The sequence below is a fragment of the Rhodopseudomonas sp. RCAM05734 genome, from assembly GCF_052658035.1.
This window is the reverse complement of sequence record NZ_CP199742.1, coordinates 4,664,253-4,686,868: the sequence shown is the minus strand read 5'-3', so window position 1 is coordinate 4,686,868 and position 22,616 is coordinate 4,664,253. Positions and strand designations below refer to the sequence as shown.

General features: G+C 65.5%; 12 protein-coding genes and 1 pseudogene. 11 read left to right on the top strand and 2 right to left on the bottom strand.

Annotation, left to right across the window (positions count from 1 at the left end; all coding sequences use genetic code 11):
- Positions 1-24 precede the first annotated feature (24 nt).
- The 6 genes and pseudogenes from ACUXVA_RS22025 to ACUXVA_RS22000 all read left to right on the top strand — a co-directional run bounded on the left by ACUXVA_RS22025 (position 25) and on the right by ACUXVA_RS22000 (position 11,239).
- Positions 25-5,246, top strand: a pseudogene (locus ACUXVA_RS22025) (alpha-2-macroglobulin family protein).
- On the top strand, positions 5,243-7,447 hold the full coding sequence (gene pbpC / locus ACUXVA_RS22020; RefSeq protein WP_445488093.1) for a penicillin-binding protein 1C: 2,205 nt from the start codon (positions 5,243-5,245) through the stop codon (positions 7,445-7,447). The pseudogene ACUXVA_RS22025 and the gene pbpC overlap by 4 nt, the downstream one beginning before the upstream one ends.
- A 50-nt stretch (positions 7,448-7,497) precedes the next feature.
- Positions 7,498-9,240 carry an ArnT family glycosyltransferase gene (locus ACUXVA_RS22015; RefSeq protein WP_445488091.1) on the top strand — a complete coding sequence of 581 codons (1,743 nt, stop codon included), beginning with the start codon at positions 7,498-7,500 and terminating at the stop codon, positions 9,238-9,240.
- Position 9,241: 1 nt separating this feature from the next.
- The gene (locus ACUXVA_RS22010) at positions 9,242-10,087 is read left to right on the top strand and encodes a phosphatase PAP2 family protein (protein ID WP_445488090.1); all 846 of its coding nucleotides are present in this window, start codon (positions 9,242-9,244) and stop codon (positions 10,085-10,087) included.
- Between the two features lie 58 nt (positions 10,088-10,145).
- Positions 10,146-10,901 (top strand): glycosyltransferase family 2 protein, encoded by a 756-nt coding sequence (locus ACUXVA_RS22005; protein WP_445488088.1) that lies wholly within the window; start codon positions 10,146-10,148, stop codon positions 10,899-10,901.
- Positions 10,901-11,239 carry a lipid-A-disaccharide synthase N-terminal domain-containing protein gene (locus tag ACUXVA_RS22000; protein ID WP_265078373.1) on the top strand — a complete coding sequence of 113 codons (339 nt, stop codon included), beginning with the start codon at positions 10,901-10,903 and terminating at the stop codon, positions 11,237-11,239. The genes ACUXVA_RS22005 and ACUXVA_RS22000 overlap by 1 nt, the downstream gene beginning before the upstream one ends.
- Positions 11,240-11,263: 24 nt before the next feature.
- On the opposite strand, the gene ACUXVA_RS21995 is transcribed toward ACUXVA_RS22000, so the two are convergent.
- Positions 11,264-12,241 carry a helix-turn-helix domain-containing protein gene (locus ACUXVA_RS21995; RefSeq protein WP_413776523.1) on the bottom strand — a complete coding sequence of 326 codons (978 nt, stop codon included), beginning with the start codon at positions 12,239-12,241 and terminating at the stop codon, positions 11,264-11,266.
- Positions 12,242-12,941: 700 nt separating this feature from the next.
- Between ACUXVA_RS21995 and ACUXVA_RS21990 the strand changes: the two genes are divergently transcribed.
- Entirely contained in the window at positions 12,942-16,316 is a 3,375-nt protein-coding gene (locus ACUXVA_RS21990; RefSeq protein WP_445488085.1) for an autotransporter domain-containing protein, read from the top strand.
- 102 nt (positions 16,317-16,418) lie between these two features.
- Here the strand turns inward: ACUXVA_RS21990 and metC are convergent, their stop codons facing one another.
- Positions 16,419-17,615, bottom strand: a complete 1,197-nt coding sequence (metC, locus tag ACUXVA_RS21985; RefSeq protein WP_265078375.1) for a cystathionine beta-lyase — start codon at positions 17,613-17,615, stop codon at positions 16,419-16,421.
- A gap of 322 nt (positions 17,616-17,937) precedes the next feature.
- On the opposite strand from metC, the gene ACUXVA_RS21980 reads away from it, so the two are divergent.
- The 4 genes from ACUXVA_RS21980 to ACUXVA_RS21965 are packed head-to-tail and all read left to right on the top strand — an operon-like array spanning position 17,938 to position 22,448.
- Positions 17,938-18,951 carry an amino acid ABC transporter substrate-binding protein gene (locus ACUXVA_RS21980; RefSeq protein WP_265078376.1) on the top strand — a complete coding sequence of 338 codons (1,014 nt, stop codon included), beginning with the start codon at positions 17,938-17,940 and terminating at the stop codon, positions 18,949-18,951.
- A gap of 25 nt (positions 18,952-18,976) precedes the next feature.
- Positions 18,977-20,182 carry an amino acid ABC transporter permease gene (locus tag ACUXVA_RS21975; RefSeq protein WP_265078377.1) on the top strand — a complete coding sequence of 402 codons (1,206 nt, stop codon included), beginning with the start codon at positions 18,977-18,979 and terminating at the stop codon, positions 20,180-20,182.
- Positions 20,179-21,711, top strand: coding sequence for an amino acid ABC transporter permease (locus ACUXVA_RS21970; protein WP_445488082.1), 1,533 nt, complete (start codon positions 20,179-20,181; stop codon positions 21,709-21,711). Before ACUXVA_RS21975 ends, ACUXVA_RS21970 begins: the two co-directional genes overlap by 4 nt.
- On the top strand, positions 21,708-22,448 hold the full coding sequence (locus tag ACUXVA_RS21965) for an amino acid ABC transporter ATP-binding protein (RefSeq protein ID WP_320109625.1): 741 nt from the start codon (positions 21,708-21,710) through the stop codon (positions 22,446-22,448). The genes ACUXVA_RS21970 and ACUXVA_RS21965 overlap by 4 nt, the downstream gene beginning before the upstream one ends.
- Positions 22,449-22,616 lie beyond the last annotated feature (168 nt).

Here is a 22,616-nt window from a genome sequence, read left to right as displayed (position 1 = left end):
GGCGGTCCACGCAGGGAGTCCATCATGATTGGTTTGGTTCGCGCCGTTACCTTTTGCGCCGCGCTGGCATTCGGCCTGGTGTCGGCAAGTGCGGCGGACAAGGCGTTCAGGCGCGACGATCTGCAGGACTCCGCCATCAAGCTGGAGGCCCAGATCAAGAGCGAGGCTGGACCGGTCAGCAAGTCGGCCGCGACGCTGCGCAGCGACGCCGATGCCGCGTTCCGGCGCAGCGACTACCGCGCCGGGCTGACCACCCTCGGCCAGATCGTGGCCATCGCGCCGGAAGACAGCGCCAACTGGCTGCGGCTGGCCAAGACCATCTTCCAGATCCGTCCCGCGACATCGTCGGAAACCACCTTCCTGCTCGAGCGGGCCTCGACCGCCGCCTATATCGCCTATCAGCGCGCCGGCAATGCCGGCGAGGAGGCCGAGGCGCTGGCGGCGCTGGGCCGTGCCATGTCCGAACGCAAGCTGTGGCGCCCGGCGCTGGACACGCTGCGGCTGTCGCTGGAGCTGCGCGAGGTCGCCGACGTCCGCGGCCAGTACGAAAAACTACGCGACGACCACGGCTTCCGGCTGCTCGACTACACCGTCGACTCGGATTCCGCCTCGCCGCGCGCGTGTTTCCAGTTCTCCGAGGATCTCGCCAAGCGGGTCGACTTCGCGCCGTTCCTGGCACTGGCCGGCAGCGACAAGCCGGCGCTGACCTCCGAGGAAAAACAGCTCTGCGTCGAGGGCCTCAAGCATGGCGAGCGCTACAACATCAACCTGCGCGCCGGCCTGCCGTCGACCGTGAAGGAGACGCTGCCGAAATCCGCCGAGTTCAATATCTATGTGCGTGATCGCAAGCCGTTCGTGCGCTTCACCGGCCGCGCCTATGTACTGCCGCGCACCGGCCAGCAGGGCATCCCGCTGGTGTCGGTCAATACCCAGGCGGTGTCGGTGCAGGTGTTCCGGATCGGCGACCGCAACCTGATCGGCACGGTCATCGACAGCGATTTCCAGAAGACGCTCAGCAAATACCAGCTCGACAGCTTAGGCTCCGAGCGCGGCGTGAAGGTGTGGTCGGGCGACCTGGTGACCGGTTCCACGCTGAACGCCGACGTGACCACGGCATTCCCGGTCGATCAGGCCATCGGCGAGCTGCAGCCGGGCGTCTATGTGATGACCGCCGTGGCCAAGGGGCCGGGCTCCGGCAAGGACGACGACGACGGCTCGCTGGCGACCCAGTGGTTCATCGTCTCCGACCTCGGCCTGACCGCGTTCTCCGGCAATGACGGCATCCACGTGTTCGTCAATTCACTGGCCTCGACCGATCCGGTGGGCAAGGCGGAGGTCCGGCTGCTGGCGCGCAACAACGAGATCCTCGCCACCAGGAAGGCCGACGACGCCGGCCATGTGCTGTTCGAGGCCGGGTTGGCCCGCGGCGAGGGCGGGCTTGCGCCGGCGCTGCTGACGGTCACCGGCGACAAGGGCGACTACGCCTTTCTCAGCCTGAAGACCGACGCCTTCGACCTCTCCGACCGCGGCGTCTCCGGCCGCGCGGTGCCGGCCGGCGCCGATGCCTTCGTCTATGCCGAACGCGGCGTCTATCGCTCCGGCGAGACCGTCTATCTCACCGCGCTGCTGCGCGACGGGCAGGGCAATGCCGTCACCGGCGGGCCGCTGACCATGGTGATCGAGCGGCCCGATGGCGTCGAGTTCCGCCGCGTCGTGCTGCAGGACCAGGGCGCCGGCGGCCGCAGCCTGACGCTGCCGCTGAATTCCGCGGTGCCGACCGGCACTTGGCGGGCCCGGGTGTTCACCGATCCGAAGGCCGCCGCCGTCGGCGAGACCACCTTCATGGTCGAGGATTACGTCCCGGACCGGATCGAATTCGATATATCTTCCAAGGACAAGCAGATCAAAGCGGAAGCTCCGGTAGAACTTAAGGTTGAAGGCCGGTTCCTGTACGGTGCCCCGGCCTCCGGTCTGCAGCTCGAAGGCGATCTGCTGGTCGCCCCGGCGGCCGCACGGCCGGGCTTTGCCGGCTATCAGTTCGGGGTCGCCGACGAGGAGACCACCAGCAACGAGCGTACGCCCATTGAAGATCTGCCCGAGGCCGACGCCAACGGTGTTGCCACGTTCCCGGTGAGTCTGCCAAAGCCGCCGTCCTCGACGCGGCCGCAGGAGGCGCAGATCTTCATCCGCATGACCGAGACCGGCGGCCGCGCGGTCGAGCGCAAGCTGGTGCTGCCGGTGGCCCCTGCCACGGCGCTGATCGGCGTCAAGCCGCTGTTCGCCGACAAGAACGTCGCCGAGGGCGACAAGGCCGAGTTCGACGTGGTCTTCGTGTCGCCGGACGGCAAGCCGCTGGCCCGCAACGGCCTGCGCTACGAGCTGCTGAAAATGGAGTCCCGTTACCAATGGTACCGGCAGAACTCGTCCTGGGAATATGAGCCGGTCAAGTCCACCAAACGTGTCGCCGACGGCGATCTCACCATCGCCGCCGACAAGCCGGCACGCGTATCCCTGGCGCCGCAGCCCGGCCGCTATCGGCTGGACGTCAAGTCGACCGAGGCCGACGGCCCGCTGACCTCGGTGCAGTTCGATGTCGGCTGGTATTCCGACGGCAGCGCCGACACGCCGGACCTGCTGGAGACCTCCATCGACAAACCGGAATATGTCTCCGGCGACACCATGACCGTGTCGGTGAACTCCCGCTCGGCGGGACGCCTGACCGTCAACGTGCTGGGCGACCGGCTACTGACGACGCAGACCGTGCAGGTCAAGGAAGGCGCGTCGCAGGTCAAGATCCCCGTCGGCAAGGACTGGGGAACCGGCGCCTATGTGGTGGCGACGCTGCGCCGGCCACTCGATACCGCGGCCAAGCGCATGCCCGGCCGCGCCATCGGCGTGAAGTGGTTCGGCATCGACAAGAAGGCGCGCACCCTCGACGTGGCGCTGTCGCCGCCGGCGCTGATCCGGCCGAGCACGACGCTGAAGCTGCCGGTCAAGCTGGGCGGGCTCAATCCCGGCGAGGACGCCAAGATCGTGGTGGCCGCCGTCGATGTCGGCATTCTCAACCTCACCAATTACAAGCCGCCGGCGCCGGACGACTACTATCTTGGCCAGCGCCGCATGACCTCGGAGATCCGCGACATCTACGGGCAGCTGATCGACGGCATGCAGGGTACCCGCGGCCAGCTCAGGACCGGCGGCGACTCCGCCGGCGCCGAATTGCAGGGCTCGCCGCCCACGCAAAAGCCGCTGGCGCTGTATTCGGGAATCGTCACCGTGGCCGCCGACGGCACCGCCGAGATCGTGTTCGAGATCCCGGAATTCGCCGGCACCGCCCGCGTGATGGCGGTGGCCTGGACCGCCACAAAACTCGGCCGCGCCACCACTGACGTAATCGTCAGGGATCCCGTGGTGCTGACCGCGACGCTGCCGCGCTTTCTGCTGTCCGGCGACAAGGGCACCATGAGCATGGACCTCGACAATGTCGAAGGCGCGCCGGGCGATTACACCATCAACGTCAAGACCACCGGCCCGCTGAAGGTCACCGGCAATCCCGCCACCACCGTCAGGCTGGCGGCCGAGCAGCGCAGCTCCATGGCGCTGGCGCTGGATGCCAATGGCGGCGCCGGCACCGCGCAGCTCGATGTCGATATCAAGGGACCGAATGGCATCACTTTGGCGCGGCACTACATGCTCGACGTCAAGGCCGCGACCCAGATCCTAGCGCGGCGTTCGATCCGCACCCTGGCCAAGGGCGAGAGCCTGACGCTGACCTCGGATATGTTCTCCGACCTGGTGCCGGGCACCGGCGGCGTGTCGCTGTCGGCGTCGTTCTCCACCGCGCTCGACGCCGCCACCATCCTGAAGGCGCTCGACCGCTATCCCTATGGCTGCTCGGAACAGATCACCAGCCGGGCGATGCCGCTGCTTTATGTCAACGATCTCGCCGCCGGCGCGCATCTGGCGATGGACACCGGCATCGACCAGCGCATCAAGGACTCCATCGACCGGCTGCTGGCAAGGCAGGGCTCCAACGGCTCGTTCGGCCTGTGGTCGGCCGGCGGCGACGATTCCTGGCTCGACGCCTATGTCACGGACTTCCTGACCCGCGCCCGCGAAAAGGGTTTTGCGGTGCCGGACGTGCTGTTCCGCAGCGCACTCGACCGGATCAGGAACTCGGTGGTCAACGCCGAGGAGCCGGAGAAGGACGGCGGCCGTGATCTCGCTTACGGCCTCTATGTGCTGGCCAAGAACGGCACCGCGCCGATCGGCGACCTGCGCTATCTCGCCGACACCAAGCTGGACAAGCTGGCGACCCGATCGCCAAGTCCCAGCTCGCCGCCGCGCTGGCGCTGGTCGGCGACCGCGCCCGAGCCGAGCGGGTCTATGCCGCAGCGGTCGACAGCCTCGCGCCAAAGCCGGTGATCCAGTTCGGCCGCGTCGACTACGGTTCGGCGCTGCGCGACGCCGCGGCATTGGTGTCACTGGCCAGTGAAGGCAACGCACCCAAGGCGACGCTGACCCAGGCGGTGCAGCGCGTCGAGGCCGCCCGTGGTCTCACGCCCTACACCTCGACCCAGGAGAACGCCTGGCTGGTTCTGGCATCGCGGGCGCTGGCCAAGGAGGCCAACACGCTGTCGCTGGACGTCAACGGCGCCCCCATCAAGACGGCTCTGTACCGCAGCTACAAGGCGGCGGAGATGGCGGGCCAGCCGATCAAGATCACCAATACCGGCGACGTGCCGGTGCAGGCGGTGATCTCAGTCACCGGCGCGCCGGTCACGCCGGAGCCGGCGGCATCCAACGGCTTCAAGATCGAGCGCAGCTATTTTACGCTCGACGGCAAGCCTGCCGATGTGACCAAGGCGAAGCAGAACGACCGCTTTGCCGTGGTGCTGAAGATCACCGAAGCCAAGCCGGAATACGGCCACATCATGGTGGCCGACTATCTGCCGGCTGGCCTGGAGATCGACAATCCGCATCTGGTATCGTCCGGCGACACCGGCACGCTGGACTGGATCGAGGACGGCGAGGAGCCCGAACATACCGAGTTCCGCGACGACCGTTTCACCGCAGCCATCGACCGCAAGAGCGATGACAAGGCGGTGTTCACGGTGGCCTACGTGGTGCGCGCGGTATCGCCGGGCAAGTATGTGCTGCCGCAGGCCTACGTCGAGGACATGTACAATCCCTCGCGCTACGGCCGCACCGGCACCGGCTCTGTCGAAGTGACGAAGGCGAAATGAGCGAAGTGCCAGCCACGACTCCGGTGTCATCCCCGGGCTTGACCCGGGGATCCACGCCTTCTGGTGACGATGACGATGTCGTGGATGGCCGGGTCAAGCCCGGCCATGACTTGGGGAAAGCGTGGCGCATTGCTCGACGCTCATTCGTTGTGGTCGCTACTGTCTTCGTCCTCAGTGGCGCAGCGATAGCCGCCTGGGTCTACTCCCTCGGCCCGCTGCCGCTGGAACAAGCAAAGCAGGTCTCCACCACCGTGGTCGACCGCAACGGAAAACTGCTGCGCGCCTATGCCATGGCCGACGGTCGGTGGCGGTTGCCGGTGGTCGCACAAACGTCTGTCGATCCCGGCTATCTCAACCTGCTGCTGGCCTATGAGGACAAGCGCTTCCGCGCGCATGCGGGCGTCGACCCGCTGGCGCTGGGACGCGCGGCGTTTCAGTTATTCACCCGCGGCCGCATCGTTTCCGGCGGCTCCACCATCACCATGCAGCTGGCGCGGTTGCTCGAACCGCGGCAGCAGCGCTCGGTCGGCGCCAAGATCCGCCAGGCGGTGCGCGCTCTGCAGCTCGAGCGGCGCTTGAGCAAGGACGAGATCCTTGACCTGTATCTCGAACTGGCGCCGTTCGGCGGCAACCTCGAAGGCATCCGCGCCGCGTCGCTGGCCTATTTCGGCAAGGAGCCGAAACGCCTGACGCTGGCTGAATCGGCGCTGCTGGTGGCGCTACCGCAGTCGCCGGAGACGCGAAGGCTGGATCGCCATCCCGGCACTGCACGGCTGGCGCGCGACCGCGTGCTCGACCGCATGGTCCATGAAGGCAAGGTCTCGCTTGATGACGCAGCGCAGGCGAAAGCCGTGCCGGTGCCGCGGCTGCGCAAGCCGATGCCGATCCTGGCGCCGCATTCCGCCGATCAGGCGACGTCGCTGGTCAAGGACACGCCGCAGATCCGGCTGACGCTGGACGCCGGCATCCAGAAGACACTTGAATCTTTGGCCCGCGACCGCGCCGCGGCGCTGGGGCCCAATCTGTCGATCGGGATCATCGCCGTCGACAACGAGAGCGGCGACGTGCTCGCGCATGTCGGCTCGCCCGATTACTTCGACGACCGCAGGGCCGGACAGGTGGACATGACCCGCGCGGTGCGCTCGCCCGGTTCGACGCTGAAGCCGTTCATCTACGGCCTCGCCTTCGAGGACGGCTTCGTTCACCCGGACAGTCTGATCGACGACCGCCCGATCCGCTACGGCTCCTATGCGCCGGAGAACTTCGACATGACGTTCCAGGGCACGGTGCCGGTGCGCAAGGCGCTGCAATTGTCGCTCAACGTACCGGCCATCGCGCTGCTCGACCGCGTCGGCGCCTCCCGGCTGTCATCTCGGCTGAAGCAAGCCGGCGCCCGGCTGGTGCTGCCGAAGGACGAGGCGCCGGGCCTCGCCATGGGCTTGGGCGGCGTCGGCGTGACGTTGCAGGATCTGGCGCAGCTCTATGCCGGCATGGCGCGCCAGGGCAGTGCGCGACCGCTGCGCGAGATCATGCAGGCCAATGGCGGCGACGACCGCGAGACGCTGCGATTGATGGATCCGGTGGCCGCCTGGCAGGTCGGCACCGTGCTGCTGGGTACGCCGCCGCCGGACAATGCCGCCCATAACCGGATCGCCTTCAAGACCGGCACCAGCTACGGCTATCGCGATGCTTGGTCGGTGGGCTTTGACGGGCGGATGACCATCGGCGTCTGGGTCGGGCGCCCCGATGGCGCGCCGGTCCCCGGACTGGTCGGCCGTACTGCGGCGGCACCGATCCTGTTCGATGCCTTCGCGCGCACCGGCAAGCTGCCGGCCCCCTTGCCCAGGGCGCCAAAGGGGATCCTGGTGAGCAGCAACGCCAAATTGCCGCTGCCGCTGCGGCGGTTTCGGCCGCTGGGCGAGTTGATCCAGACCGGCACCGAGCAGGCCCTGCACATCCAGTTTCCGCTGAACGGCTCGCGGATCGACGCTGCCGGTATCGCCGAAGGCACGTTTTCGGCGCTGCCGGTCAAGGTCGCCGGCGGGGTACTGCCCCTGACGATGCTGGTCAACGGCGTGGCGGTGGGTGAGATCGACGGACGGCGGCAGCGGCTGGTCGACCCGCCGGGGCCCGGCTTCGTCCGGCTGACCGTTCAGGACGCTGCGGGCGCCGCGGACACAGTTGTGGTCAGAATTCAATAAGCGCAAGCTAACTGGTTGTCCGGCCGACTGTTTCAGCGTATGCGACAGCGATGGCCGAGACCTATGCAAGACCCCGATTTGGAGCACCGCGCGAGCCGAAAACCCGGGTCAATCCGGGCAGCGGACTGGTGCGGGTACTGGACTATGTGTCCTCCGGCCATGCCCGGGCGGTCGCGTTTCTGGCGATCTGCGGCCTGCTGTTCTTTTTGCCCGGTTTCTTCAATATTCCCCCCATCGACCGCGACGAGGCCCGCTTCGCGCAGGCCACCAAGCAGATGGTCGAGACCGGCGATTTCGTCGATATCCGGTTCCAGGACGAGGTGCGCTACAAGAAGCCGGTCGGTATCTACTGGCTGCAGTCCGCCGTGGTCGAGACGGCCACCAAGCTCGGCCTCCCGCGCGCCGACGTCCGCATCTGGCTGTACCGCGTTCCGTCGCTCATCGGCGCCATCGGCGCCGTGCTTCTGACCTACTGGACCGCGCTGGCCTTCGTCACGCAACGCGGTGCCGTGCTGGCCGGGCTGATCATGTGCAGTTCGGTGCTGCTGGGCGTCGAGGCGCGGCTGGCCAAGACCGATGCCATGCTGCTGCTGACCGTGGTTGCCGTGATGGGCGCGCTGGCGCGGGTCTATCTGCCCTGGCAGCGCGGCGAGGAGCCCGCGCGCAAGTCATGGAGCGAGCCGGCGATCTTCTGGACTGCTCTGGCGGTGGGGATCCTGATCAAGGGTCCGCTGATTCTGATGTTCGTCGGCCTGACCGTCGTGACCCTGGCGATCCTCGACCGCTCCGCCGCATGGCTGTGGCGGCTACGGATCGGCTGGGGCGTGGTGTGGCTGCTGCTGCTGGTGCTGCCGTGGTTCATCGCCATTTACCTGAAGTCCGGCGAGGCGTTCTTTTCCAATTCGCTCGGCGGCGACATGCTGAGCAAGCTGGCGGCGCAGGAATCCCACGGCGCTCCGCCCGGCGCCTATTTCCTGCTGTTCTGGGTGACGTTCTGGCCCGGCGCGCCGCTGGCCGGTATGGCCGCGCCGGCGATCTGGCGCGCGCGACGCGAGCCCGGCGCGCAGTACCTGCTGGCCTGGCTGATACCCTCGTGGATCGTGTTCGAAGTGGTGATGACGAAGCTGCCGCATTATGTGCTGCCGCTGTACCCGGCGATCGCCATCCTGATCGTTGGCGCGCTGGAGCGCCGCGTGCTGTCGCGGTCGTGGCTGGCCAAGGGCGCGGCGTGGTGGTTCACGATTCCGGTCCTGACGGCGGTGTTCGTGCTGATCGGCGCCATCATGGTGGTTCGCCATCCAGTGTTCCTGGCCTGGCCGTTCGCCGGCGCCGCTTTGTGCTTCGGGCTGCTGGCGTGGTGGATGTATGACGACAACCATGCCGAGCGCTCTTTGCTCAATGCGGTGGTCGCCGCACTGTTCATGAGCGCGTCGTTCTACGGCATCGTGATGCCGGCGATGAAGCCGCTGTTCCCCAGCCAGGAAATCGCGCGGGCGCTGCGCAACGTGGTCTGCGTGGGACCGCGGGCCGCCGCGGCCGGCTATCATGAGCCCAGCCTGGTCTTCATGAACGGGACATCGACGCTTCTGACCGACGGCTCCGGCGCGGCGGATTTCCTCGGCCAGGGCAGCTGCCGGTTCGCGCTGGTGGAAGCGCGCTCGGAACGCGGCTTCGCGCAGCGCGCCGAGGCGATCGGGCTGCGCTACAATATGGCGACCCGTATCGAAGGCTACAATTTCTCCCAGGGCAGGGCGATCTCGATTGCCATTTTCCGGTCCGAGGGCACCGAATAGGATGTCGACCGGCCCAGCATTGACGCCTGCGAACGGTTATTTCACGACGCTCTTCGCCTTCGTAGGGTCGTCGCTTGCGCGACTGGTGCGTGCGCCGTCGCATTCGCGTCGGGCAGAGGCCGGCAGGCGCTGGGCCCGCCGCTCGCTGGCGCTGACTGCCTTGGTCGCCGTGGCCATTGTCATGCTGATGGTCGGACTGGACGCGATCGAGATCGGCCTGATGCCGCCGCGGGGCACCGCAAGCCTTTGGCCGGTCCGCATTCTGACCGACTTCGGCAAATCGACTTATCTTCTATGGGCCCTCGCGGCGCTGCTCGTTCTGGTGGCCATGCTCGCACCGCGGCTTCGCGGGCATGGGCGGGCGGTGCTCATCGCCTGCGGGACCCGCCTCGCATTCGTGTTTTTCGCCGTACTGCTGCCGGTCTTGGCCGGCGAGGTCATCAAGGGGATCGTCGGCCGTGGCCGGCCGTTCGTCGGCGGCGTTGCCAATCCCTTCAACTACTCGCTGTTTGCCTGGAGCGAGAGCTATGCCAGTCTTCCGTCCGGCCACGCCATCGCAAGCGCGGCACTGGCATTTGCGGTCTCTGCTGTGTGGCCTCGGGCGCGGCCGGTGATGATCGTTTATGTCATCGCCATCTGCGTCAGCCGTCTGGTGCTGCTGGCACACCATCCGAGCGACGTGGTCGCCGGTGCCCTGGTCGGCGTGGTTGGCGCGATGTTCGTTCGCTACTGGTTCGCTGCCCGCCATCTGGCCTTCACCATTCGCGCCGACGGCACCATCGATCCGCTCGCCGGCCCCTCGCCAGAGCACCTCAAAAGGGTTGCCCGCGGGGCATTCGCCCCATAAGAAGCGGACGCTGCAGGCTGAGCCCGCGGCCCGGGTTCCCGTTGGACCGCCTCAAACCTTGAGCCTCGATTTGTCGTTTTCCGAGACTTCCACCGTTGATGTTTCGATCGTTGTGCCGGTGCGCAACGAGGCGGACAACGTCGCGCCTCTGATCGCCGAGATCACCGCCGCGCTGGATGGCCGCTGGCCCTACGAGATCATCTACATCAACGACGGCTCCACAGACGCGACCCCGCAGCGCCTCGCCGATCTGATGAAGCAGCGTCCGAATCTCCGCCGCCTCGATCACGCAAAATCCTCGGGTCAGTCGGCGGCGGTGCGGAGCGGGGTGCGCGCCGCACGCGGTGTCGTGGTCGCGACCCTCGACGGCGACGGCCAGAATAATCCGGCCTTCCTGCCCGACCTGATCGCTGCCGTAGTGAATGGCAACGGTCGTGTCGGCCTTGCCGCCGGGCAGCGCGTCGGCCGCAAGGATACAGGCTTCAAGAAGATGCAGTCGCGTATCGCCAATGCGGTGCGTAACGCGATCCTGAAAGATGGCACGCGCGATACCGGATGCGGCCTGAAGTGCTTTCGCCGAGATGTATTTCTGTCGCTGCCGTATTTCGACGGGCTGCATCGCTTCCTCCCGGCGCTGGTGCGCCGCGAAGGTTTTGATATCGCCTATGTCGATGTCACCGACCGCCCGCGCCATTCGGGCGTCTCCAACTACGGCTTCTTCGACCGGCTGTGGATCGGCATCATGGATCTGGCCGGCGTCTGGTGGCTGATCCGCCGCAAGCGCGCGACGCCGGTCGCAACCGAGTTCAAATAATGCTCATTCACTATGGCCAGACGCTGGGCGACTATCTTTACGACGTGTTCGTCGCCAAGTTCGATTTCTGGCTCGCCTTCGGTTTGGTTGCGCAGCTCTTGTTCACCGCGCGCTTTCTGGTGCAGTGGATTTCCAGCGAGCGCGCCGGACAGAGCGTCGTGCCGATGGCATTCTGGTTCTTCTCGATGGCCGGCGGATTGATGACCCTGGTCTATGGCATCGCCAAGCGCGAGCCGGTGATCATCCTCGGTCAGGCCTTTGCCACGGTGATCTACGTTCGCAACATCATGCTGATCATCAAGAACCACGCCAGCGGATCGAAGACGCTGGACAACTGAGCAAGCCGCCGGGCTGGCTGCTTCTCACGGTTGAGCTACGCTGCTCCACCATTGCTGCACAACTTCAGGACTCGTCAGCTGCGTCGTCGCGGCGGCGTCGAGCTGCATCTTGCGATACTGGCTGGCGGTGACACCGAAGCGGGCACGAAAACTGCGGCTGAAGTGGGCTTCGCTGTTGAACCCCAGATCGGCCGACAGGCGCGACAGGCGTCGCGTCTCGAGCGGGTCGCTGAGGGCAGCCTGTACAGCGAGCAACCGCCGTTCCTGGACGTAACGCATGATTCCGCCACGGCTCGCAAAAAACCGGTAGAGCGAGGCACGCGACACATCGAGCTTCAAAGCCAGCCAGTCCGGCGACAGTTCGGGCAGGGCGAGATTGTCGCGGATGGCCGCCTCCGTCAGCGCCAGCACGTTCTCGTCGGTATCGCGCTGTTCGACGAAGGAGTCGTCGGGGGCCGGGGCGAGCAGACGTTTGAGAAACGCGACCGTATCCGCCACTGTCGCTTCGATGTCGCTGTCGTTCAACTGAGCGCTGCGTTCCAGTAGCGACTGCATATGCGCCGCCAGCAGGTCATTCCTGAATGTGTCCAGCCGCGGCTTGAGATCGTCCAGCGCAAGATCGCCAAGCAGCTTGCGCGGAACGATGAGCGTGACCGTGCTGGACGCGAATGCCCGCGTGTCCACGGGATGAGCCAAGTCGATCAGGGCTACCTTGCCCGGTCCGATCGTGGTTTTCTGTCCGGTCACATGGCCGTTGAACCCGCCGCTGACGTAGAGGTGCAGCAGCAAATGATCCGGCGTGGCACGAATGCGCTGCTCGTCCCGCACGAAGTCCTGCGCGTTGAACGCCACCTTGGCGATAATGATGTCGCCGATAATGACGCCGTAGGCTGACCCTGTGGGGGTCTTTTTGGTCGGCCCGCAGGCGCGAGGCTCGAACAGCGGCGATATCACCGCGCTCCAGGTCTCGAAAGCATTCGGCGTATCGAGACCCGTTGTCACATAATAGAGCCGGGGAAGATTTGACGTGGCTGACCGGGGTTCGCTGCCCGAAGCTGCGACGCCAGGCTTCGGCACGACGGGGGACAATTCGGACAAATTCACACAATTCCCCATCTCGACGCACTCGCGGCAAATTTGGACGACATGGCCGGCGCGGTCATCCTGACGTCGACCGAGCCCCGAGAGCGCGCGCAGCGGCTCTATAGCCTAGGGTAGCATCAGAGTTAAGCGCAATCGGCCCGGTCTTCCGCTTGCCGTGCTCGCACCAACGCTAAGGCGACGCGAGGCTCGTCGTCATCCGCCGGTTCCGTATGTCGCATCAAAGCAACGCTGACATGTCTCCTCACCAAGATGAGACGGGGGATCAAGGGAAAAAGCCGGACCCTCGTCCGAGCCGTGCTGATGGCTCTGTCCAACCAAATCCGAGCCGTATTAGAACGGCAACGAGCCGACAACATTTGGACACAATGGCGCCGCCGCGGCGCCGACGGCCGGGGAGCGATGCGGGCCTTTGGCCGCAGCTTCCGGGACCCAGCTGGCAGGGGAGTTCGTGGTGGGCAGGATTGGTTTGCGCGGTTTTTCCGCACTTTGTCTGGGATCCACGATCCTGAGTGCAGTCTGTGGTCAGACGGTCCTGCATGCGGCTGAGGCCCACCACCACAAATCGGCTCGCACCGCTCAATCTTCAAAACCGAAGGCAATGGCACCGCTGCCGGCGGATTTTCGCCGTGAACTGTCGGCCGCGTTGAAGCTGGGCGAACTGGGGCTGATTGCCCAGGTTTACGACAGCACCTACCGACGCCCGGAATTGCGCAATGCGGTGATCGAGCATGTGCGCGAATTGGCACCGGGCCTGACGCGCAACATGACCACGGCTGCCGATCTCGGCGTGCTCACCTCCGGTCAGCCCATGACGCTCGCGCCGAATGCCGCGCAGGTGATGGCGACGCGCACGGCAAGCGCTTCGGGACTCGGGCAATCGGCCTATCAGAACGTCGCGCAGGCGGTGAACAACTCGCCGAACCTGCCTTCTCCCATGCCGAGCGCCTATGAGCAGACGTGGAATCTGCAGTTGATCGGCGCGCAGGCGGCCTACAATCGAGGCTTCACGGGCAACGGCGTGACGGTCGCAGTCGGCGATAGCGGCTTCGACACGACGAATGCCGCGCTTGTCAACAAGCTGAATATTTCACGCGGCCGTAACTTCCTTGTCCAGAACGGCGGGACCTACGATCCGGCGCAGCTCACGCTGCAGACAATCGTCGATCCGGAAAAACCTAATGCTAAAGATGTCCACGGTTCCCACGTTGCAGGCATCGTCGCTGCGCAAAAATTCGATAATGTGGATATGCACGGCGTGGCCTATGACGCCACGGTCATTCCGATCCGCACGATCGTCGCGAACAAGGCTCCCTACGGCTATGCGCCGGGAATTGACGGCAATGCCGCGCCGCTCGACTATTTCGCGTCGTTGCAGGGAGTCATGGTCTACAATGCGAGTTACGGTCCCAGCGTACTCGATGGCACGCCACCGCAGACCGTGTGGGCGAATACCCTGCCGAGCAGTCAGGCCGAAATTCAGGCGATCTTGAACGTGTTGCAAGCCGGCAAGATCATTGTCGCGGCCACCGGCAACGAGCGCGACGACCACCCTCTCGCGGGACGTAATCCCAGCGGCATGGCGCTATATCCCTATATCCAGCCGGCCCATGCCAATACCGGTGTCTATGACGATCCGGGGGCCGGAGCCGAGGCCGATTTCTCAAACTTTCAGCACCAGAATGGTTTGATTATCGGCGTGATGTCCGTGAGAAGCGACAAGAAGGCGGCCTATTACTCGAATTACTGCGGCGTGACGGCGAGCTGGTGCGTTGCCGCTCCCGGAGGCGACGTGAATAACAATCTCGGCGTTTTCTCGACGGTGCCTGACAACACCTATGCAGCGCTGCAGGGCACCTCGATGGCGGCGCCCACGGTGTCCGGCGCCATCGCCGTCCTGATCCAGGCCAATCCGACTTATAATGCGCAGGATCTGGCGCATCTGTTGTTTGCGACCACCGAGGATCTCGGCGCACCCGGCGTCGATGCGATGTTCGGCTATGGCCTGATCCGGCTCGACCGCGCGACAGAAGGCCCGACCACGCTGGCCGCCAACACCAATGTCCCGGTCGCGGCCAACACCACCACCTATTGGAGCCAGTTGCTGAACACGCAAGGTGACTTCACCAAGTCGGGTGACGGCATCCTGTCGATCTCCGGCCGCACCAATGCGGGCGGAAATGTCTTTGCCGCTTTGGGCACGCTGGCCGTGGACGGCACGCTCACCATGTCGGGCGGCAACGGTCTCAGCGTAGCGCAACCGGCGACGCTGGCCGGCTTCGGCACTATCAACGGTAACACCACCATCGCCGGCACGCTGTCGCCGGGCAAGATGGCGAATATCACCGATCTCCTCGCCAGCGGCGCGGTTGCGCCGGGTACGGTGCTGTCCGGCAATTCGGTGGGCTCGCTGACCTTCAATGGCAACGTCACCCTGACCTCGACCGCCAATACCCGGATCGACATCGACGGCACGGCGAATGTGCCGGGCGGACCGGGGACCTATGACCGGATCTACGTCACCGGCGCCGGCAATGTGTTCTGGGCCGCCGGCACGGTGACGCCGGTGCTGCGCGGTAGCGTCGGCACGGTGAGCAACTACACCCCGTCCATCGGCACCGAATTCGCCTTCGTGCAGGCGCAGAACGGCGCCCGCACCGCAGGCAGCTTCTCGACACTGGCTCAGCCAACGTCAGGTTTGCCGGCCAACGGCCGCTTCGACCTTATATACAAGGACAGCGCGATCACGCTGGTCGTGATGCCCGCCAGTTTCGCCGGCCTTGGGTCCGGGGCGTCAAGCTCGGTCGCAGGCATTCTTGACAGGGAGCGCGCGCCTTCTGGCGCCATGCCGAGCGCAGCCGAGAAAGCGCTGTTCGATGCGCTCTACAATCTCGATAGCGAGGCGAAAATCGACAAGGCACTGTCCCAGCTTGGCGGCCCCGGCCAGCCGGCGGTGTCGAGCGCGCCGCTGCAGGCCTTCTCAGGCTTTCTCGGTGCGATCGGCGATCGTCAGGATGCACTCGGGCTTGGCGCCGAGCAGGGCCAGAACGGGACATCACAATCCTTCGCGCTGTCCTATGCCGGCCGCAACGTCATGAGCGCCGAAACTGCCTCGGCGATGAATGCCTTTGCCAGCGTTGGAGCCGCGGAACGGGTCGAGACCGGCTGGAGCGTGTGGGGGCAGGGCTTCGGCCGCAGCAGCCGGGTCGGCGACTCCGGCGAATTGTCCGGCTCGAAGGCCGTCAGCGGCGGCTTCACCGTCGGCGCGGATCGCCGCTTTGCCAGCAATCTGATCGCCGGCGGCGCCTTCGGCTATGCGCGCACCACGGCGACCAGCACCGACATCAGCGGCACCTCCGACACCTACGCTGGTGCCGCCTATGCCAGCTGGACTCCCGGTGCGGCCGTCGTCGACTTCCGCGTCGCGGTCGGCCCGAGCCAGATTTCCACCACCCGCCAGATGATTCTGACGAGCACGGCCCTCCAGGGCAGCACCAATGGCATCGGCGTGGGCACTTCGCTGGAGGCCGGGTATCGCTTTGCGGTGGCGCCAAACGTGGTGCTGAAACCGTACGCCGGCATCAACTGGCAGGGCTTTCGCCGCGACGCCTACAGCGAAAGCCAGCTCCCGTTCGGTCTGGTCTATGCCACGCAGACCTATGACAAGCTGACCACCACAGCCGGAGTCGCCCTCAGCGCGCGGATCAGCACGCTGGAAGGCGCCACCCTGATGCCCGAGCTGAAGGTCGGCTGGGGTCACGATCTGCGCGACACCACCCTGGTCAGCACGGCGGCCTTGCTCGACGAAGCGTTCCTGGTCGACGCCGCGCATCCCGGCCGGGATGCCGCCTTGGTCGGCCTCAAGATGTCCGGCTGGCGCAGCGAAAACTTCCGGCTGTTCGCAGCCTATAACGGTGAATTCCGCAGCAACGCCGAAAGTCACCAGTTGTCGGCCGGCGCCCGGTTCGCGTGGTAACCGGTTCGGCGAACGGCGGCCGCTATCGCGAGGCGCGCGCTGTCGGGTTCGACAGCGCCAGTGCGTTAGCAGCACTTCCGCATCATGCTGCGGCTCGCGCCGCTAGCGTGCCGCGTTGAAGGCATCGAATCCACGCGCGAGATCGGCCTTGAGGTCGTCGACGTTTTCCAGGCCGATATGCAGCCGCAGGGCAGGGCCGCCCGGCGCCCAGGTGGTGGCGGTGCGATAGCTGGCGCAATCGAACGGGATCACGAGGCTTTCGAAACCGCCCCAGGAATAGCCCATGCCGAACAGTTGTACGGTGTCGAGGAAGGCGTCGACCGCCTTCTGGGGGGCATCGCGCAGCACGATGCTGAACAGGCCGGAGGCGCCGGTGAAGTCGCGCTTCCAGATCGCATGGCCGGGATGGCTCTCGAGGCCGGGATGCAGAACCTGGGTCACCTCCGGTCGTGCCGCCAGCCAGTGCGCCATCTCCAGTGCCGACCGCTGATGATGCGCCAATCGAACCGATAGCGTACGTACGCCGCGTAGCGCCAGGAACACGTCGTCCGGCCCAGCGCAGACGCCGAGCAGCTTGATGCCGTCGCTGATCTGCGGCCACGCTTCGGCGTTGGCAGAGATGGTGCCGAACATGATGTCCGAATGGCCGCCGATATACTTTGTCGCGGCCTGGATGCTGACGTCGACGCCCTGGTCGAGCGAGCGGTGATACAACGGCGTCGCCCAGGTGTTGTCGTCAATCACCAGCGCGCCGCGCGCGTGAGCGACGGCGGCGATGGCCGGCACGTCCGGCATTTCGAAGGACTGCGAGCCGGGCGCTTCGACCATGACGGCACGGGTGTTGGGCTTGAACAGGGCCGCGATGCCGGCGCCGATCAGCGGATCGAAATAGGTGGTTTCGACGCCATAGCGCGCCAGCATGCCGTTGCAGAAGTTGCGCGTCGGCCGATAGGCGTTGTCGCACACCAGCAGATGATCGCCGGCTTTCAGCACGGCCAGCAGGGCTGTCGAGATCGCCGCCAGGCCCGAGGGTGCGAGACCGACGCCGGCGCAGGCCGGTCCCTCCAGGGCCATCAGTGCTTCTTGCAGCGCCTTGGTGGTGGGCGTGCCGTGGCGGCCGTACTGATACTCGCCGCGATGCGCGTGCAGGTCGGCTGCGGTCGGATAGAGGACGGTCGAGCCGCGGACGACCGGCGGATTGACGAAGCCCTTTTGGGCTTCGGTGTCGCGGCCGGCGGTGACCAGCAGGGTCTCCGCGCCAAGGTCGATCGAGTTTCGCCTGTCGTCTGAATGAGTCATGCGTTCGCCACGGATCCCGAGTCATTTTGCCGCAGCCGGTGCGCAGGGCCGCCGTATGGCGGGAAGGCTGGGGTTCCTAATAACAGGACCCGGAAGATCATCGTCAACCCCTTGACCGCCCTTGCCGGCCGTTCTGTGATAGAAATCAATGGCCTGGTCACCGCAAGCTGAACCGCGCGCTGTCCATTTCGGTCCATTGCCTGTTCATAAGGCAGCCCTTGCCCGCTCCGATATCTGACGGGGGCTTTGCGAAACCGGGGCGGATGGCTAGGTTGCCCCGGTGGTGCATGAGACAGCCCGCAGGTTCTTGAAAGGCTTTGCCATGAAACGCGTATCCCTCGTCGTCGCGCTCGCGCTTGCCGCCGGTCTCTCAGGGCAGGCAGACGCGCAGACCCTCAAGACCGTCAAGGATCGCGGCGTGCTGTCGTGCGGCGTGAGTTCCGGGCTGCCGGGCTTCTCCGCGCCGGACGACAAGGGCAACTGGGCCGGACTGGACGTCGACGTGTGCCGCGCCATAGCCGCCGCAGTGTTCAACGATCCGACCAAGGTCAAGTTTGTGCCGCTGTCGGCCAAGGATCGCTTCACCGCATTGCAGTCCGGCGAGATCGACGTGTTGTCGCGCAACACCACCTGGACCGTCTCGCGCGACACCTCGCTGGGCGTGAACTTCACCGGCGTCACCTATTACGATGGCCAGGGGTTCCTTGTCCGCAAGTCGCTCAAGGTCAATTCCGCGCTCGAGCTCAACAGCGCGTCAGTCTGCGTGCAGACCGGTACCACTACCGAACAGAACCTTGCCGACTACTTCAAGGGCAACAACATGAAGTATGAGGTGATCGCGTTCGGCACCGCCGATGAAACCGTGAAAGCCTATGAAGCCGGCCGTTGCGACGTGTTCACCTCCGACGTTTCCGGACTGTATGCCGAACGCCTCAAGCTCGCCGTTCCCGCCGATCACGCCGTGCTGCCCGAGGTGATCTCCAAGGAACCGCTCGGCCCGCTGGTGCGCCATGGCGACGACCAGTGGTTCGATATCGTAAAATGGACGCTGTTCGCGATGATCAATGCCGAGGAACTCGGTGTCACCCAGAAGAACGTCGACGACATGGCCAAGTCCGACAAGCCCGAGCTGAAGCGGGTGTTCGGCACCGATGGCAATCTCGGCGAACAGCTCGGCCTCACCAAGGACTGGGTCTCCCGCATCGTCAAGGCGACCGGCAACTACGGCGAATCCTTCGATCGCAACGTCGGCGCCGGTTCCAAGCTCGGCATCGCCCGCGGCTTGAACGCGCTCTGGAACAAGGGCGGCATCCAGTACGCGCCGCCGATCCGTTGACCTGACCGCGCGACCGATCGCACCGATGGCGATCGAACCCCGGGAACCGCCATCGCAATGGGCCGCCAGGATGCGGCGTGCACTCGGCGGCCAGGCCGGCTGGGGCGGCTTTGCCCTGCAGATCGTGTTCGTCGCCTTGCTGGCCTGGATCGGCTACGAGATTATCGACAATGCGCGCAGCAATCTGCAGAACCAGCGCATCGCCTCGGGCTTCGGCTTCCTGGTCAATACCGCGGGCTTCGGCGTCAGCCAGTCGCTGATTCCCTACACCGAAGCAGACACCTACACGCGGGTGTTCTTCGTCGGTCTGGTCAACACCCTCGTCGTCTCGATCATCGGCATCTTCTTCGCCACCATCATCGGCTTCGTCGTCGGCCTCGGCCGGCTGTCGCCCAACTGGCTGCTGTCGCGCATTGCCGGCGGCTATGTGGAACTGGTGCGTAACCTGCCGCTGCTGTTCCAGATCCTGTTCTGGTATCTCGCGGTGTTGGGGACGCTGCCCAACCCGCGACAAAGCATCTCGCTGTTCGGCAGCTTCTTTCTCAGCAACCGCGGATTCGTGATCCCGAAGCCGGTTGGCGCCGCCGGCTTCGATGCGTTCGCCATAGCCCTCGTCATTGCGATCATTGGTGCGCTGGTGCTGCGCCGCGTCGCGCTCAAGCTCCTGTTCGACACCGGGCGGCTGATCCGGATCTGGCCCTACGTTGTCGGCCTGCTGGTCGGATTGCCTGTCATCGCAGTGCTCATTTTCGGCAAGCCTCTGACTTTTGAAATCCCCGAGCTGAAGGGTTTCAATTTCTCCGGCGGCTCCCGCGTCATCCCGGAATTCGTCGCGCTGGTGCTGGCGCTGTCGACCTATACGGCGGCCTTCATCGCCGAGATCGTGCGCGCCGGCGTGCAGTCGGTTCACAAGGGACAGATGGAGGCGGGGGCTTCGCTGGGGCTGAGCCGTGGCAATACCTTGCGGCTGATCGTGGTGCCGCAGGCCTTGCGCGTCATCCTGCCGCCGCTCACCAACCAGTATCTCAACCTCACCAAGAACTCGTCGCTGGCCGTGGCGATCGGCTATCCCGATCTGTTCTCGGTGTTCGCCGGCACCACGCTGAGCCAGACCGGACAGGCGATCGAGATCATCGCCATTACCATGGGCGTCTACCTGCTGATCTCGCTGGTCACATCGGCCATCATGAGCCTCTACGGCTGGCGCATCGGGCGGAGCATGGGCGCATGAGCGAGCCCGATCGCGCCTTCATCTCCCGCGAGCTCATTCCGGAGCGCGCCGCACCGATCAAAACAACAGGCTTCGTCGGTTTCGTCCGAACGCGACTGATGAATTCGCCGACCAACATCCTGCTGACCGCAGCCAGCCTGCTGCTGCTGTGGTTCACGGTCATTCCGGCCGTCAGGTTCCTGATCGTCGATGCGGTGTGGCAGGGGACGGACCGCAACGCCTGTCTGGCCGAAAACGCCGGCCATCCGGTCGGCGCATGCTGGCCGTTCGTGCAAGCCAAATTCACGCAGTTTATCTACGGCTTTTATCCGCAGGCGGAACGCTGGCGGGTCAATCTGACCTTCGCGCTGGCGGCGCTGCTGCTGCTGCCGCTGCTGATCCCGCGCCTGCCGGCCAAGGGCCTCAATTCCGTCCTGTTGTTCGCTGCGTTTCCTGTCGTTGCCTTCTTCCTGCTGCATGGCGGCGGCTTGCGCGGCTTCGGCCTCGGCTGGGCCGAGGGCGCGCTGGCCGGCCTTGCCAACAACCTGGTGGATGGCGGCCGCAGCCTGGCGGCAGCGACGAATCTGCCGGTGCTCTCGCAGATACTCGCCGCACTCGGCAGCCTGATCGAACTGATCGGCTACGTCGTGGCCATCGTGCTGTGGCCGCTGACGTGGCTGAGAAATCTGATACAGACGTCCGGACAGCCGGTATGGGCCGACTTCGCGGCGACGGCGCTGATCGTCTCCGGGGCGTTGTTCCTGCTCGGCGGCGGCCTGCGCAGCGGCCGGCGCATCCTGATCGTCAGCCTGGCCAGCTTCGCCGGGATCGGCGCGGTCATCGCAGTGATGGGCCTTGATCGTGGCGGACTGCCCGTCGTCGACACGCGACTGTGGGGAGGGCTTCTGGTTACCTTGGTGGTATCCGTCACCGGTATCGTCGCCTCGATGCCCGTCGGCATTGCGCTGGCATTGGGGCGGCGCTCGAGCATCCCGCTGATCCGGCTGTTTTGCATCGCCTTCATCGAGTTCTGGCGCGGTGTGCCACTGATCACCGTGCTGTTCTTCGCCACCTATATGCTGCCGCTGTTCCTGCCGGGCAATTTCACGGTGGATGGGCTGGTGCGCGTGCTGATCGGCATCGCGCTGTTCGCCGGCGCCTATAATGCCGAGGTCATCCGCGGCGGTCTGCAGGCGATCCCGCGCGGCCAATCGGAAGCCGCCAGCGCGCTCGGCCTCTCCTGGTGGAAGACCACGGCGCTGGTGGTGATGCCGCAAGCGCTGCGACACGTCATCCCCGGCCTGGTCAACAGCTTCATCGCATTGTTCAAGGACACGTCGCTGGTCTCGATCGTCGCGCTGTTCGATCTGTTGGGATCGCTGCGCGCGTCGTTCGCCGACCCGGTCTGGTCGACGCCGTCGACGCTGTTCACAGGCTTTGCCTTTGCGGGCATCCTGTATTTCGTGTTCTGCTTTGCAATGTCGCGCTATTCCCTGTTCGTCGAGCATCGCCTCAATGCTCACCGGCGCAGCCGAGATCAACGACTATGACAACGCAACCGATCGTCACCATCGCCGGCCTCAACAAATGGTTCGGGGATTTTCATGTGCTGCGCGACATCTCGATGGGTGTCGGGCGCGGCGAACGCATCGTGGTCTGCGGCCCGTCGGGCTCCGGCAAGTCCACGCTGATCCGCTGCATCAACGCGCTGGAGGAGTTCCAGGAGGGCCGCATCAATGTCGACGGCATCGAGCTTGGGCCAAACCTGCGCCGGGTCGACGACGTCCGCCGCGAGGTCGGCATGGTGTTCCAGAGCTTCAACCTGTTCCCGCACCTCACCGTGCTGGAGAACTGCACGCTGGCGCCGATCTGGGTGCGCAACATGCCGAAGAAGGACGCGGAGGCGGCGGCCATGAAATATCTCGAACGTGTGCGGATTCCCGACAAGGCCAACAGGTATCCCGGTCAGATCTCCGGCGGCCAGCAGCAGCGCGTCGCGATCGCGCGCGCGCTGACCATGAATCCCAAGGTGATGCTGTTCGATGAGCCTACCTCGGCGCTCGATCCGGAGATGGTCAAGGAAGTGCTCGACACCATGGTCGATCTCGCCAATGAGGGCATGACCATGCTGGTGGTGACCCACGAGATGGGCTTCGCCCGGGAAGTCGCCAACCGCGTCATCTTCATGGACGCCGGCCAGATCATCGAGGCCAACACGCCGGCGGAGTTCTTCGCCCATCCGCAGCACGCGCGGACCAAGTTGTTTCTCGGGCAGATTTTGCGCTGACGCTCGTCGTGCGCTTTGCGCCGGCACGAGCTTTGTCGCCGTCATCCTGAGGTGCTCGCCCGACAGGGCGAGCCTCGAAGGATGCGGCCGCGAACGCCCGCGCGTGCGGCCACCCGTCGAGGCCGTCGCTGCGCGACGGCGCCTCAGGATGACGACAGAGTCTGCTGA

Bases quoted from the DNA above. Each gene is read 5' to 3' on its own strand.
- metC (WP_265078375.1), bottom strand. From the start codon at position 17,615: ATGACTCATTCAGACGACAGGCGAAACTCGATCGACCTTGGCGCGGAG.
- ACUXVA_RS21990 (WP_445488085.1), top strand. From the start codon at position 12,942: ATGGCACCGCTGCCGGCGGATTTTCGCCGTGAACTGTCGGCCGCGTTG.
- pbpC (WP_445488093.1), top strand. From the start codon at position 5,243: ATGAGCGAAGTGCCAGCCACGACTCCGGTGTCATCCCCGGGCTTGACC.
- ACUXVA_RS22015 (WP_445488091.1), top strand. From the start codon at position 7,498: ATGGCCGAGACCTATGCAAGACCCCGATTTGGAGCACCGCGCGAGCCG.
- ACUXVA_RS21970 (WP_445488082.1), top strand. From the start codon at position 20,179: ATGAGCGAGCCCGATCGCGCCTTCATCTCCCGCGAGCTCATTCCGGAG.
- ACUXVA_RS22010 (WP_445488090.1), top strand. From the start codon at position 9,242: ATGTCGACCGGCCCAGCATTGACGCCTGCGAACGGTTATTTCACGACG.
- ACUXVA_RS21965 (WP_320109625.1), top strand. From the start codon at position 21,708: ATGACAACGCAACCGATCGTCACCATCGCCGGCCTCAACAAATGGTTC.
- ACUXVA_RS21975 (WP_265078377.1), top strand. From the start codon at position 18,977: ATGGCGATCGAACCCCGGGAACCGCCATCGCAATGGGCCGCCAGGATG.
- ACUXVA_RS21980 (WP_265078376.1), top strand. From the start codon at position 17,938: ATGAAACGCGTATCCCTCGTCGTCGCGCTCGCGCTTGCCGCCGGTCTC.
- ACUXVA_RS22000 (WP_265078373.1), top strand. From the start codon at position 10,901: ATGCTCATTCACTATGGCCAGACGCTGGGCGACTATCTTTACGACGTG.